The 13,821-nt window shown below is 73.0% G+C and carries 11 protein-coding genes; 4 read left to right on the top strand and 7 right to left on the bottom strand.

Going from position 1 to position 13,821, the window contains the following annotated elements:
- Positions 1 to 76: 76 nt before the first annotated feature.
- Together ACIPRD_RS07845 and ACIPRD_RS07840 are read right to left on the bottom strand one after the other, a co-directional pair.
- Complete coding sequence (locus ACIPRD_RS07845; RefSeq protein WP_401560990.1) at positions 77 to 1,579, bottom strand: MFS transporter; 1,503 nt, start codon at positions 1,577 to 1,579, stop codon at positions 77 to 79.
- Positions 1,580 to 1,741: 162 nt separating this feature from the next.
- Entirely contained in the window at positions 1,742 to 2,968 is a 1,227-nt protein-coding gene (locus ACIPRD_RS07840) for a cytochrome P450 (protein WP_401560987.1), read from the bottom strand.
- Positions 2,969 to 3,079: 111 nt separating this feature from the next.
- Between ACIPRD_RS07840 and ACIPRD_RS07835 the strand changes: the two genes are divergently transcribed.
- Positions 3,080 to 4,186 (top strand): winged helix DNA-binding domain-containing protein, encoded by a 1,107-nt coding sequence (locus tag ACIPRD_RS07835; protein WP_401560984.1) that lies wholly within the window; start codon positions 3,080 to 3,082, stop codon positions 4,184 to 4,186.
- 24 nt (positions 4,187 to 4,210) lie between these two features.
- Here ACIPRD_RS07835 and ACIPRD_RS07830 read toward each other — a convergent pair whose 3' ends face one another.
- Both ACIPRD_RS07830 and ACIPRD_RS07825 read right to left on the bottom strand, forming a co-directional pair.
- Positions 4,211 to 4,666, bottom strand: coding sequence for a hypothetical protein (locus ACIPRD_RS07830; RefSeq protein WP_401560981.1), 456 nt, complete (start codon positions 4,664 to 4,666; stop codon positions 4,211 to 4,213).
- A 186-nt stretch (positions 4,667 to 4,852) separates the two neighbouring features.
- On the bottom strand, positions 4,853 to 5,863 hold the full coding sequence (locus tag ACIPRD_RS07825) for a zinc-binding alcohol dehydrogenase family protein (RefSeq protein WP_401560978.1): 1,011 nt from the start codon (positions 5,861 to 5,863) through the stop codon (positions 4,853 to 4,855).
- A gap of 389 nt (positions 5,864 to 6,252) precedes the next feature.
- Here ACIPRD_RS07825 and ACIPRD_RS07820 point away from each other — a divergent pair, with 389 nt between their 5' ends.
- The 3 genes from ACIPRD_RS07820 (at position 6,253) to ACIPRD_RS07810 (ending at position 9,271) form a co-directional block, all read left to right on the top strand.
- Positions 6,253 to 7,032 (top strand): hypothetical protein, encoded by a 780-nt coding sequence (locus ACIPRD_RS07820; RefSeq protein ID WP_356408404.1) that lies wholly within the window; start codon positions 6,253 to 6,255, stop codon positions 7,030 to 7,032.
- A gap of 206 nt (positions 7,033 to 7,238) precedes the next feature.
- Positions 7,239 to 7,901 (top strand): response regulator transcription factor, encoded by a 663-nt coding sequence (locus tag ACIPRD_RS07815; RefSeq protein ID WP_356408407.1) that lies wholly within the window; start codon positions 7,239 to 7,241, stop codon positions 7,899 to 7,901.
- The gene (locus ACIPRD_RS07810; RefSeq protein WP_401560974.1) at positions 7,898 to 9,271 is read left to right on the top strand and encodes a sensor histidine kinase; all 1,374 of its coding nucleotides are present in this window, start codon (positions 7,898 to 7,900) and stop codon (positions 9,269 to 9,271) included. Before ACIPRD_RS07815 ends, ACIPRD_RS07810 begins: the two co-directional genes overlap by 4 nt.
- A gap of 126 nt (positions 9,272 to 9,397) precedes the next feature.
- On the opposite strand, the gene ACIPRD_RS07805 is transcribed toward ACIPRD_RS07810, so the two are convergent.
- The 3 genes from ACIPRD_RS07805 to ACIPRD_RS07795 all read right to left on the bottom strand — a co-directional run bounded on the left by ACIPRD_RS07805 (position 9,398) and on the right by ACIPRD_RS07795 (position 13,676).
- Positions 9,398 to 10,234 carry a hypothetical protein gene (locus tag ACIPRD_RS07805; RefSeq protein WP_401560971.1) on the bottom strand — a complete coding sequence of 279 codons (837 nt, stop codon included), beginning with the start codon at positions 10,232 to 10,234 and terminating at the stop codon, positions 9,398 to 9,400.
- Positions 10,235 to 10,482: 248 nt separating this feature from the next.
- Positions 10,483 to 11,901, bottom strand: a complete 1,419-nt coding sequence (locus ACIPRD_RS07800) for a thioester domain-containing protein (protein WP_356408416.1) — start codon at positions 11,899 to 11,901, stop codon at positions 10,483 to 10,485.
- Between the two features lie 443 nt (positions 11,902 to 12,344).
- Positions 12,345 to 13,676 carry a hypothetical protein gene (locus tag ACIPRD_RS07795; protein WP_401561879.1) on the bottom strand — a complete coding sequence of 444 codons (1,332 nt, stop codon included), beginning with the start codon at positions 13,674 to 13,676 and terminating at the stop codon, positions 12,345 to 12,347.
- Between the last annotated feature and the right edge of the window lie 145 nt (positions 13,677 to 13,821).

Genomic DNA, 13,821 nt, shown 5'->3' with positions numbered 1-13,821 from the left:
GAAGCCTGGGGGCTCCGGGCCTGGGGCCCCGGGTTTCCGGTCCGGCGGGGCCCCGGGTCTCAGGTCCGGCGGGGCCTCAGGCTCCGCTGGCCGCCTTCTCGCCGGCCCCGCTCTCCCCCAGGCCGCGCGGCGGCGCGGGCGCGAGGTCGTCGCGGCCCGGATGCGTCTGGCGCGCCCGCAGATCGACCACGGCCAGCACGAGGGCGACGAGGATGATGGCCATGGCGGTGAGCAGCCCGAGCTGAAGGGCCTTCGTGGCGGGTCCGCGGGCGGCGAGATGCGCGAAGTACACGGCACCGACCACGGCGATGCCCACGGCCGAGCCGATGCGCTGGCCGGTCTGCATCACTCCGCCGGCCGCACCGGCCCGTCGTACCGGCACCAGGGTGAGGGTGAGGGTCGTGTTGGGCGAGACCGTGAGGCCCGACCCGACGCCGGCGACGACCAGCGGCAGCGCCATGGCCCAGCCCGCGTCGCGGCCGGGCACCAGCTGAACGGCCAGGACCACGCCGAGCAGCCCGAGGACCACTCCGCTCAGGCCGGCGACGACCAGGCCGCGGCCGTACCGCGTCACCAGCCGCCCGCCGAGGGCCGCTCCGGCCGCGGACGCGACGGCGAACGGCAGGATCGTCACGCCGGCGCCGAGGGCGGTGTACCCGAGGGAGTTCTGCAGGAACAGGGACAGGACGAAGAAGATGGTCGTCAGCCCGCCGAAGAACGTGAGGCTGATCAGGGTGCCGAGGGTGAAGGAACGCAGGGAGAAGAGTCCGAGGTCGACCAGGGGCGCGTCACCCCGGCTGCTCTTGGCCCTTTCCCACATCCAGAAGGCGCCCAGCAGCAGCGCGCCCACCGGGAGCAGCGCCCACTTCGCCCGCCCCTGCCACTGCTGTTCCTGGACCAGCGGGAGCAGCAGCGCGAGCACGCCCGAGCCGAGCAGCAGGACGCCGACCGGATCGAACTTCTCCCTCCTGTCCCCCGGCACCGGGAGGCGGGGCAGCAGCCGGTGCCCCGCGACGAGGGCGGCCACGCCGATGGGCACGTTGACGAAGAACACCCAGCGCCAGCCGTTGTCGGTGCCGAACGCCTCGATCAGCAGGCCGCCCACGAGCGGGCCCACGGCGGTGGACACGGCGACGACGCTGCCGTGGAACCCGAAGGCCCGGGCCCGCTCGGCGCCCTGGAACATCTGCTGGATCAGCCCCGAGGTCTGCGGTGCGACCACACCGGCGGCCGCACCCTGGATCAGCCTGAACACCACCAGCCAGGTGGGGCCGGCGGCGAGACCGCAGCCCACCGACGCGGCCGTGAACAGGGCGAGCCCGAACAGCAGCGCCTGGCGGCGACCGCGCAGGTCACCGAGCCGTCCCGCCGGCGCGAGCGCGAGCCCGAAGGCGAGGGCGTACCCGGACACCACCCAGGACTGGGTCGCTTCGGAGGCGCCGAGCCCGCGCTCCATGGAGGGCAGCGCCACGTTCACGATCGAGACGTCGAGCAGTGAGATGAAGCCCGCGGTCAGACAGACCCCGAGCGCTTTCCACCGCCGGTCGTCGAGAACGGGGCGGGCCGTTTCTGTGGTCATGCGATCACGCTATGCAGCCGCGACCGGTCCCACCAGCGGGGAACGGGAGCGGGGAGGCCGGTCGGCGGCGCGGACCACGAAGGCGTGCCTCGATTGGGGAGGGCTGCCCCGGGGGGTGCCCCTTCGCTCTTCGCGGGCTCACGAAGAGCGGGGAGACGTCCCCTAAGGGGCCACGGGAGTGAACTCCACCGGCACGGACTTCGGTCCGCGGGTGAAGACGCCTCGCTCGGTCAGGTCGGCACCGGGGGCCGGGCGCAGACCGGGCATGGCGTCGAGGAGCTGGCCGACGCCGATCTCGACCTCGGCCTTCGCCAGGAGCGCGCCCACGCAGAAGTGCCGGCCGAGGGCGAACGCGAGGTGACCGGCGGCGGCGGAGAACGCGGTCGTGGCGTCGAGGTCGTCGCGGAAGATGTCGAAACGGTCGGGGTCGCGGTAACGGGCGCCGTCACGGTTGGCCGAGCCGATCAGGCAGGTCACCGTCGCACCGGCCGGTATGGTCCCGGCGTCGAGCGTGACCTCCTTCGCGGTCTGCCGCATGATCATGTGGACGGGCGGGGAGTAGCGCAGGGTCTCCGCGAACGCGCGCCCGATCAGGCCGCGGTCCGCGTACACGGCCGCCAGCTGCTCGGGGTGGTTCAGCAGGTTCGCGAAGATGCCGGCGATCGCCTTGTCGGTGGTCTCGCCGCCGGCGGCGAGGAGGAGGCTGCAGAACGCCTTGATGTCCTCGTCGCTCATCCGCACCCCGTCGACCTCGGCGGCGCACAGGGTGGACAGCAGGTCGTCGCCCGGCTTCTCCCGGCGTTCGCGGATGACCGGCATCATGTACTCGGCGAACTCGACGCGGGTGCGCTGCCCCGCCTCGGTCACCTCCGGGTCTCCCGACAGGTTGCCGAGGAAGGCGATGACGGCGGTGTACCAGCCGTGGAAGCGGTCGTGGTCGGCCTTGTCCAGGCCCAGCATGTCGGCGATCACCGCGACGGGGAAGCGGGAGGCGTAGTCGGCGACCAGGTCGGCGGAACCGGTGTGCCGGAAGGCGTCGATGAGTTCGCGCGAGTTCCGCTCGATGACGGGCAGGAACTTCTCCTGGAGGTCGACGCCGCGGAAGGCGGGGGCGACCAGAGCCCGGCGCACGGCGTGTTCCCGGCCGCTGAGCTGGAGGATCGTCTTGCCGTGGACGGGTTCGAGCTGCCAGTCGTAGTTGTCGGTGGTGAACTCGCCGCCCTTGTCCTTGAAGACGCGCTCCACGTCCGCGTATCGCGAGAGGATGTAGCTCTGTGTGGCCTCGTGCCAGGCGAGGGGAGCGGTCTCCCGCATCACCCGGTAGGCGGTGTAGGGGTCGGCGGCGAACTCGGGGGAGAGTATGTCGGGTATCTGCTGTGCGGCCGGCATGGAGCTTCCTCACCTGGACTACGGGAGCTGATCGATGGTCAAACTATCGTTCGGACGGACAGTTCACGGGGTGACTTTCCCGAACGGACACAGGTAGAGGGGATTCCCGTCGTGACGTCGGGGGATGTGAAGGTGCTGGACCGGCGGGCGCTCAACCGCAGCCTGCTGGCACGGCAGTTGCTGCTGGAGCGCTCCTCCATGCCGGCGGCACGAGTGATCGCGCACCTGGTGGGGATGCAGGCCCAGGCGCCGAACCCGCCGTACATCGGGCTGTGGACACGGGTCGCCGGATTCCGTACGGAGGACCTGGCCTCCCTCGTCAGGAACCGCGAGGCGGTACGGCTGGCGCTGATGCGCGGCACGATCCACCTGGTCACGGCCGACGACTGCGTCGCCCTGCGCCCTGTCCTGCGGGACGCGCTGCGGCAAGGGCTGATGCGTTCCTTCGGGAAGGAACTCGACGGGCTGGACATCGAGGAGGTGGCCGCGCGGGGACGTGAGCTGGTCGAGCGGGAGCCGCTCGCACTGGGCGGCCTGGGTGCCCTGCTCGCCGAGCGGTGGCCGGACCGGGACCCGCTCGCCCTCGCCAACGTCGTGCGCGGTCTGGTGCCGCTGGTGCAGGTGCCGCCGCGGGGACTGTGGGGCGAGAGCGGTCAGGCCGTGCACACCAGCGCCGAGGCGTGGCTCGGCCGTCCCCTCGCCAGGGCGACGGCACCGGATCCGATGATCGAGCGGTATCTGGCGGCCTTCGGGCCGGCCTCGGTCAAGGACATCCAGGCCTGGTCCGGCATGACCCGGCTGGCCGACGCGGTGAAGCGGCTCGGGCCGCGACTGGCGGTCTTCCGCGACGAGAACGGCCGCGAGCTGTTCGACCTGCCGGACGCCCCTCGCCCCGACCCGCGCGTCCCCGTCCCGGTGCGCTTCCTGCCGGAGTTCGACAACATCCTGCTCGCCCACGCCGACCGGACCCGCGTCCTCGCCGAGGAGCGGCGCGGGCTCGTCTTCACACGCAACGGGCTGATCCGGTCGACGTTCCTGGTGGACGGCTTCGTGGCGGGCCTGTGGCGCGTCGAGCGGACGCGCGGTGCCGCCGCCCTCGTCCTGGAGCCCTTCGCCGCCCTGAGCGCGCAGGACCGCGCCGCGCTCGCCGAGGAGGGTGGCCGGCTGCTCGCGTTCGCCGCGGCCGGGGCGGACTCGGCCGAGGTCCGCTTCGTCTGAGGCGCCGGTTCGGTCCGGTTCGGCTCAGGTCTGGCACTGTGCCGTGGCCGCGGTGGACCAGCCGCTCCAGGCGCCCCCGGCGGCGAGGGCGTGCACGCGGATCTCGACCTTCACGGGTCCGCACACCCGGGTCGAACTCCCCACCTCCGCGGGTCCGACGGTCCCGCCGGCCGGAACATCGGTACGACCGCTGCCCAGCTTCACCCAGTGGCCGCCGGAGACGACACGGAAGAACGCCTCGTAGGAGACGTTCACCGTCCTCGGTCCTGTGTTGCGCAGCCTGACGTGCGCCGTGATCTCGCGCGTGTAGACCCGGCCTTCCTTCCCGCGCTGGGCGCTGATGCAGCCGTTGACGGCAACCCTGCCGGTCGACACACCGCCACCGCAGGCGACCGCCGCGGCGTGGGCGTCCGCAGGAACGGTCAGCATGGTGAGCGCCGCCGCGCTCAGAACCGATCCGATGAGCCTGTTGCGCACCACTTCGCCCCTTTCCTTCATGAATGCCTCGAACACACCATGACGTACCGGGGAGGGCGAACGGCGGCGGCTCAGCGCGCCGTTCACTCCAACGGGAACGGGCGGGCACCAGCGGGCGGGACACCAGCGGCGGGACACCATCGGGCGGGGCGCGGGCCAAGGGTGCCCGCGCCGCCCCGGCGTTCCCGGTCAGAAGTCGTCGACCAGGACCGCCGCGCCGTCGAAGCGGCCCGCCTTCAGGTCGCGGAGCGCCCGGGGCGCCTCGGAGAGCGGGTAGGGGTGGGTGGTGGCCCGGACGCCGTGCCGGGCGGCGATGCCGAGGAACTCCCGGCCGTCGCGGCGGGTGTTGGAGGTGACGCTGCGCAACTCCTTCTCGTAGAACAGCTCGTCCTCGTAGTGCAGGACGGGTACGTCGCTGAGATGGATACCCGCGACGGCGAGCACCCCGCCGCGGTCGAGCGCCCGCAGCGCCACCGGTACGAGATCACCGGCCGGCGCGAACAGGATCGCCGCGTCCAGTGGTTCGGGCGGTCTGTCGCGGGCGCCCCCGGCCGAGGCGCAGCCGAGTGCGAGCGCCAGGCGCCTGGCGGCCTCGTCGCGGGTCAGTACGTGCACGGTCGCGCCCTGGGCCAGGGCGACCTGCGCGCACAGGTGGGCGCTGCCGCCGAACCCGTACAGGCCGAGGCGGCCGCCGGGCGGGAGGGAGGTCCGCAGCAGGGCCCGGTAGCCGATGATGCCGGCGCACAGCAGCGGCGCGAGGGCGACGTCGTCGACGTCCGGCGGCAGGCGGTAGGCGAAGGCGGCCGGAACGGTCGTGTACTGGGCGTAGCCGCCGTCGGCGTCCCAGCCGGTGTACCGGGAGGCGGGGCAGAGGTTCTCGTCGCCGCGCAGGCAGAAGCGGCAGGTGCCGTCGGTGTCGCGCAGCCAGGCGACCCCCACCCGGTCGCCCGGTGCCCATGCGTCCGCGTCCGCTCCGGGTCCCGTGGCGGCGACCTCGCCGACGACCTCATGGCCCGGTGTCACCTCCGGCCGGTGCTCGGGCAGGTCGCCCTCGGTGACGTGCAGATCGGTACGGCACACCCCGCACGCCCGCACGCGCACCAGCAACTCCCCCTCCCCGGGCGCCGGTACGGGCCGTTCCACGAGCCGCAGCGGCTCCTCCTCGACCGGGCCCGGCCGGGTCACCACCCATGCGCGCATCGCTCGCCCCGTCCTGTCGGCGGCCCCTCTCCCAGTGTGGTCCGCGAGCCCGGCCGCCGCGCGGTGCGGTCCCGGCCGTCACACCGGGCCCGCGCGGACCGGCCCGCCCCCCTTTTCGGGATTTCCGCGGAGTGGCGACGCCCGGGGCCGGATCGGGGGTTTCCCGGCACCGTGGACCGGCACCGGAAAACGGGACGGCCTCGGAGTTTCCCCGGGCGGCGAAAATTCACGACTATCATCGGCACGGCCGCCCTGACCAGGTACTTCCCCAAGACGTTCAGGTTGCGGTCAGGTTTATCGACCGGTTCTGAAATTCATGCGTTAGGGATGCAAAAACAATGGCAAAGACATCTGTGGAAAGGTGACTTCGCCGTGCAATCGTGCCTTCCATGACCGCACAGCACCTCCTCGACGACCGCCCCCGCGCTCCCCTCCGGACCATGGCGAACAAGGTGCCGGAAGCGACCGTCTGCTTCTGGCTGATCAAAGTCCTCACCACGGGCATGGGCGAGACGGCGTCGGACCTGCTGGCCCGCCTGCTCGGCCCGGTTCCCGCGGTAGCGCTGGGCGGTCTGGTCCTGGCGGCCTCGCTGATCGTCCAGTTCGCCGTCCGCCGGTACATCGCCTGGGTGTACTGGACCGCCGTGGTCATGGTCAGCGTGTTCGGCACGATGGCGGCGGACGTCCTGCACGTCGGCCTCGGCATCTCGTACACCGTGTCGACCCCGTTGTTCCTCGTCGCGCTGACCGCCGTCTTCGCCCTCTGGTACGCCAGTGAGCGCACCCTGTCCATCCACAGCGTCCGCACGCGGCGCCGCGAGGCCTTCTACTGGGCGGCCGTGCTCGCCACGTTCGCCCTCGGCACCGCGGCCGGCGACCTGACGGCCACCACGGGCTTCGGCTACCTGGGCTCCATCGCGCTGTTCGCCGCCGCGATCTGCGTACCGGCCGTCGCCCACCGCTTCGCCGGCCTGAACGCCGTGACGGCCTTCTGGACCGCCTACGTCGTCACCCGCCCGCTCGGCGCGTCCCTCGCCGACTGGATGGCGGTCGGCCAGGCCCGTGGCGGGCTCGGGCTGGGGCTGGGCCCGGTCACCCTGGCGTGGACGGCGGCCATCGCGTGCCTCGTGACGTACCTGGCCGTGTCCCGCGGGGACGCCGAACGCTAGGACACGCCGAACGTACGGGCCCCTGGGCGCCCGGGAACTCTCCCGGGCCGGCACTCGTCTACAGGGACGTAGACTGTCTACGTTCCTGTAGTCGTCCGATCTCCTCCGCGCCCTCGCGGGCCGGGCCGCGTGGGTGGGGATCGCCATGGTCGGCGCACGGAACACCCCGGCACGTACGAGCAAGGCCGCAGAGCCGACGGAGAATCATGCGCCCCAAGATCCTGGTTGTCGAGGACGATCACGCCCTGCGGGACGTACTGCGCCGGGGCCTGCGGGACGAGGGGTTCGAGCCGGTCCTCGCTCCCGACGGCGCCACCGCACTGCGGCTGGCGACCCCCGGCATCGCGGCGGCCGTCCTGGACGTCGGACTGCCCGATTCCGACGGACGGGACGTCTGCCAGGCCATGCGCGCCAACGGCTTCACCGCGCCCGTGATCTTCCTGACGGCCCGGCACCATCTCACCGACCGCCTGTCCGGCTTCTCGGCCGGGGGCGACGACTACCTCCCCAAGCCCTTCCACCTCGCCGAACTCGTCGCCCGGCTGCGGGCCGGGCTCAGACGGGCCGCCCCACGCTCCCGCACCACCACCGGTGATCTGGTCCTCGACGCGGTGGATCACGTGGCGACCGTCGACGGAGCGCGCGTCGCACTCTCCCCGACGGAGTTCCGGCTGCTGGCCACGCTCGTCGCCGCGGACGGAACGCTGGTGCGCCGCCGCGACCTGGTGCGCGCCGGCTGGCCCGAGGGAGCGCAGGTCAGCGACAACACCCTGGACCAGTATCTGAGCCGGCTGCGCCGCAAGCTGCGCGCGGCGGGGAGCCTGCTGACGATCGGCACGGCGCGCGGGGTCGGACACCGCCTGTCATGAGGCCCGCCCTCCGCCGATTCCGCCGCCTGGTCCCGCGCACCCTGCGCGGCAGGCTCTCCCTCGTGGCGCTGGCCACCGCCGCCCTGCTGATGACGGTCATGACCGTGGCGTTCAACGCCGTGATGGACGAGCACCTCCAGCACCAGGCGGACGACGAACTGCGCGCCAGGGCGGCGGCGGTGACCACGACCGTCGACACCAGCGGCCCCCGCGTGCGCGTCCTGGAGACCGTCAACGACCACCTTCTCGACGCGAACGTGTGGATCTACGCGGGCACCCGCCTGCTGGAGAAGCCTCCTTCCGTGACCGCGGCGGACCCGCTGACGCGTGCCGCCGGCCGGCTGGCGGCACGGCCGGGACAGGTGTGCGCGACGGCGGGCGGTCACCGGCCCGTCCGCCTGTGCTCCCAGCCGCTCCCCGGCCCCGGCGCGGCGGCCACCGTCGTCACCGCCCTGGACCTGGCTCCGTACCGCGGCTCGGCCGAGACCCTGCTGCTGGGCTCGCTCGCCCTGGACGCCGTGATGCTCGGATGCACGTACGTGCTGACGCGTCTGTCCGTCGGCCGGGCCCTGCGGCCGGTGCGGACGATGACGGACCAGGCCACCCAGTGGAGCGCCGTGGGCTCCGACGACCGCTTCGGCGCGGCGGACCACCCGGCCGAACTCGCCCGCCTGGGCGGCTCGCTGGACGCCCTCCTGGACCGCATACGCACCGTCCTGCGCCACGAACAGCAGCTGACCGGAGAGCTGTCCCATGAACTGCGCACACCGCTGACGCGCATCGTCATGGAACTCGACTGGTGGCGGACCCGCCCGCGGACGGACGCCGAGACCCGCGCCGCGCACGAGGCGATCGCCGAGGCCGCGCAGTCCATGCGCACGATCTGCGACACGCTCCTCGACGACGCCCGCGAGCACGCCCTGACACCGGCCTCGGCGCCGGCGACGACGGAGGTCGGGCCCGTCCTGGAGCAGCTGTTCCAGCGGCTCGCCCCGCCGGAGCGGCTGAACACCAGGGTGGAGACCGGGCAGTTGGCGGCGGCGGTCACGCCCGCGCTCCTCGAACGCGTCCTGAGCCCGCTGCTCGCCAACGCCCTCCGCTACGCCCGCTCCACGGTGACGGTGTCCGGCCGGCGCCTGCCCGGCGCCGTACGGATCGAGGTCGCCGACGACGGCCCCGGTGTGCCCGACGCGTTCGTGGACGAGTTGTTCCAGCCGGGCCGCCGGGCGGACACCGGCGACGGGCACGACGGCGCGGGCCTCGGACTGCCGCTCGCCCGGCGGCTGGCCCGCGCCGTCGGCGGTGAGGTCTCCTACGATCCCGGACACGCGCCCGGGGCGGCCTTCGTCGTCACGCTCCCGGCGGGGTGATCCGACGGCCGGAGGTTCCTTCGCCGGTGTACGGCCTGTCCGTGCGGGGGAAGACCGGCATCCGGAACCCCCGGCCGTGGCACGGCGGTCCCGGACGCTTCCCACGCACCTTGCGGGCACGGACCGTCAGGCGGGCAGACCGGCGTCCCGATCCGGCTCGGTCACGTCCTTGCGGGTGACGCCCAGGTACACGACCAGGCCGAGGATGACGGCCAGGAACAGCGCACTGGTCACGACGGTGCCCAGGCCCAGGCCGCCGTCCCCGGTCGGCTGGGAGAGGTAGTCGCCGATCGAGGCGCCGAGCGGCCGGGTGAGGATGTACGCGATCCAGAAGCTCCACACCGCGTCGAGACCGAGCGCGAAGTGCGCGACGGCGACCGCGGCGATGGCCAGGGCGAACAGGACGGCGGAGAGCCAGTAGCCGAGAATCATGCGCTCGGAGACGAGGTCTCCGGCCGCGGTGCCCAGGGCGAAGGTGAACAGGACGGCCAGCCAGTAGAAGGACTCGCGGCCGGGGGTGTCGATGCTGTGGATGGACAGCGTCCGCTCACGGCGGTACCAGACGGCGAAGACGGCCACCAGGAGGACCGCGAACACCGCGGTGCTCAGCTCCAGCGGGACGCCCATGTTGTCGGTGAGGTTGTCGCTGATCAAGGTGCCGACGACGCTGATCAGTGCCACGGCCAGCCAGTACACGCCCGCCTTGTACGCGCGGGTGCGGAACTGTGCCACCAGCACCACGGCCAGCAGGGCGCTCATCAGCACCGAGACACCGGTCAGGCCGAGTCCCGCCTTCTCGTTCAGCAGGTCGGCCGCGGTCTCGCCGACGGTCGTGCACAGCACCTTGATGATCCAGAAGTAGGCGACCACCTCGGGCACCTTGTTCCAGCGCGGCCGGTGCCGTACGGGAGCGGTGGACGCGGTCGGGGCGACAGCGGGGTCGGTGGATTTTTCATAGGTCATGAAAAACGACCGTGCCACCGGACGCCTGAATACATCCTGACCGCCGGACGCGTCCCGGAGGGGAGGCGTCCGGGCGCCCCGCGCACCGGCGGGACCGGCCTGATCCGCCCATGGCAGCCGGCAGGCACGCACCGTCACGCAAGGGGGCCGTGCCGGATCTCTCCGGGACGGCCCCCTCGTGGGACTCGGTCAGGCCCGGACCGCGGAGGTCAGGGCAGGCGCCGGGTCGGTGTCGTCCGCGGCTGAGGTCAGGCGGACGGGGTGGAGCGGCGCTTGCGCAGGAAGAAGACCAGACCGCCGCCGGCCACGACCAGGACCGCCGCGATGCCGGCGATCAGCGGGGTGGCGCTGCTGCTGCCGGTCTCGGCCAGGTCACCGCCGCCGCCCTTGGTGGAGGGGGCGTTGCCCGCGGTGCTCGCGGAGGCGCTGGGCGCCGGGGCGGAGGAGGAACCGCCGCCGCTGCCGCCGCTGGAGGTCTTGCAGTCCAGGACGCCGGAGGTCTCCCAGGGGCCGTAGCCGCCCGCGCCCGCGATCTTGATGTCGTACGGGTGGTCCTCGGCGACCTTCACCAGGACGGTCTCGGTCTTGCCCGCCGCGACGGTGTGCGACTCGCCGTTCAGCGCGAAGGTGAAGTCCTGGTCGCCGCTGTTCGTGGCGCTGACCTGGACCCCGCCCGCGGCGCAGTCCTTGTCGAAGGTGACGGCCGGGATCGGGCCCTTGGCCGCCTTGGGCGCCCAGGCGCCGGTGGCGGTCGCGGAGACGGGAACGTCGGTGCTGCCGGCCAGGATCAGGGTCTGGCTCTTCTTGTCGACGGGACCGAAGACCCGGCCGACCTCGATCTTCGTGGTGGCCGAGGCGGTGATGGTGCCCTCGTCCTGGGCGGCGCCGGCCGGCACCTTGAAGAACAGCTTGTCGCCGTTCGCGGCGGTGGTGGCGGGCTGACCGCTGCCGTCGACGACCGTCACGCCGGCGGCCTTGGACTTCTCGTCGAGGCCCAGCGAGACCTTGTCGGCGCTGGTGTTGACGGTGACCGGGCCCACGTTGTCACCGCTGTTGCCCGACACGCTGTCGGGGCTGAGCTGGAGCGAGGGCAGCGGCTCGTCCGTGGAACCGTGCGCCTCGGCCTGGTCCTCGAGCCACTTCGTGGCCTTGTCGGCGGCGTCGTTCTCCGGGTGGGCGTCCACGCCGTCGGAGAAGTGCCAGATGGCGGCCTGCGTCGCGGCGGCGGCGGTGTCCTCGTCCAGCTGGACGCCGGCGCTGGCGCCGAGCTGCGCGGGCTGCACCACGGGGTAGGCGTGCTGGAGGATCCAGCGGATCTTGCCGAGCTGGTCCTTCTTGTCCGACAGGACCGAGTGGTCCCAGTCCGACTCGGTGTACTGGGTGCCACCGGTGGTCGGGTTGTGGATGTCGATGCAGTACGTCTCCAGGGTGCCGTTCTGCATCTTCAGCCGGATGGTGCCGCCGGTCAGGCGCTCCTCGACCTTGGAGCCGTCGAGGATGTCGACCCGGCCACCATGGGCGATGTCACCGAGAACGGCGACGTTGGCGTCTCCCCCGTCATCGGCCGACGCCGTACCGGCGAAGGCCAGGCTTCCTGCGCACAGCATGCCCGACGCGAGCACTGCGGCGGGGACGGACGGTATGGACCGCCCTCGAACACGGAACATGGACTGATCTCCTCCCGGCGGGCGCGCAGAACGGCGCCACGCCGACACGCCGCGCCCCCAGAACGCGGCTCATGTTGGTCGCCGCCCATCCTAGGGACATCTGAGGCACGCCCAACTCATGGGGCGGAATTAGCCATTTGATTCCGCGTCGGCCGTCTGCCACCGAAGGAGCCCGAAATGGACCGGAGTTGTGGAACGCAAAGAGATCGAGGCACCGAACACGACTGGCCGGAAGGACGGTTCGCTTCTCCGCGTTCCGGCGCACCCTAAGCCTCAACCCTCGGGCCGGCCGGCCCCGCAGCCCTCCCCCGGGCCGCTCCCGGGCTCGCGAGAAGTCGTTCCTGGTGTGCAGACGCACAGGCGAGGTGGAACTCGTCGGTGGCGCCGCCGGAACCCGGATTTCCCGGTTTCCCGGAGCCCCGGCCCGGCGCGGGCGTGTCCGGTCACCACCCCGTGAGGAGCAGATGGTTCACCAGCAGGGCCAGCAGCGCCTGCGCGGTCAGCCACGCGCGGGGGCGGGGCAGCAGGGCGCAGGCCGGGAGCAGCCACACGGCGAAGGGCAGCCAGATGCGTTCGGTCTCCGCCTTGCTCATCCCGGACAGGTCGGCGATCAGCAGAGCGAGCAGGGCGGTCCCCACGAGGAACGCGAGCCGCCACGCGGCGGTGCGATCGGCACGCCCCCGGACGAGGGTGACGGCCGCCCGGCGCAGTCCCGGCGCCGTCGCCAGGCCGGTGATCACCACGGTGCAGGCGAGATTGGCCCACACCCAGTAGTCGTAGGGACGGGTGCCGCCGACGCCCTGGTAGTAGCGGGTGACCAGCAGCCGGTAGCCCTCCCACCAGTCGAATCCGGCGAGCGTGAACACGACCGGGACGACCGCCGTGCCGGCCAGGAGCAGGACGAGCACGTGCGGGCGTTCGCGCAGCCTCCGCCGTCCCAGCACCAGGACGGCGGCGCCGACGAGGGCGAACAGGGTGAGGCCGTACGACAGGTAGCAGGTCAGGCCGTAGAGGAGTCCGGCGCCCGCCGCCCAGGCCGGGGACCGCCCGGTCAGCGCGAGGGCCAGCAGCGCCACGGACCAGGCGGCGGCCGCCGCGAAGTACCCGTCCGCCGAGGCGCCCACCCACACCGCGGCCGGTGCCATGGCCAGGAACGGGGCGGCCCGGCGGGCGAGCCGCTCGTCGGCCAGGGCGCGCACCGCCACCAGGACGGCGGCACAGGCGGAGGAGCCGACGGTGATGCACCAGGCGGCCGCCCAGCCGCCGCCGTGCAGGCCGGCGCGGTCCAGCAGGACGAAGGTCAGGGTGGCCGCCGGAGGGTGCCCGGCGATGTGGGCGGGCCAGGGCGCGGGGGTGCCGCTCACGATGTGCTGGGTGAAGTCGCGCAGCGCCGCGGGGATGTCGTGGAAGCGGCCGATGACCGTGAGGTACTCGTTGTGCGCGGTGAGGCGGCCGGCGACGCCCCGCCGCCAGCCGTCGACCAGGGCCAGCGACCAGGTCCAGGCCAGGGCGGTGCCCCAGGCCGCGGCGAGCAGGCCCCGCCAGGGCAGCCGCCGGGCGGCGGTGGGCCCGTAGGCGATCACGGCGACCGCCACGAGAACGGCGGCCGGTGTGCCCGGTCCCAGGTGCGGGTCCCAGTCGGCGAACAGGGGCGGCCAGTTCACGAACAGGGTGCGGCGGGTGTCCTGGATGTGCCGGCCGACCAGCACGGCGACGAGGACGAGCGCGGCTGCGGCGAGCGCGGCGCACACGTCGGCGCGCAGCCCGCCACGCAGGCCGTCGACCGGGCCGGGGGCCGAGGCCTGTCCGCCACGCAGGCCGGCGAGCGGGCGGGAGGCCGAGGCCGGCTGTCCGGCGCGCCGGTCACGCCGGCCGGCGCCTCGGTCGCGCCGGCCGGCGCTGCGGTCACGGGAGGGATCA

This window comes from Streptomyces sp. NPDC090108 (assembly GCF_044747185.1).
In the GTDB taxonomy this organism is placed as follows: Bacteria; Actinomycetota; Actinomycetes; order Streptomycetales; family Streptomycetaceae; genus Streptomyces.
This window is presented reverse-complemented; position numbering and strand designations above follow the sequence as displayed.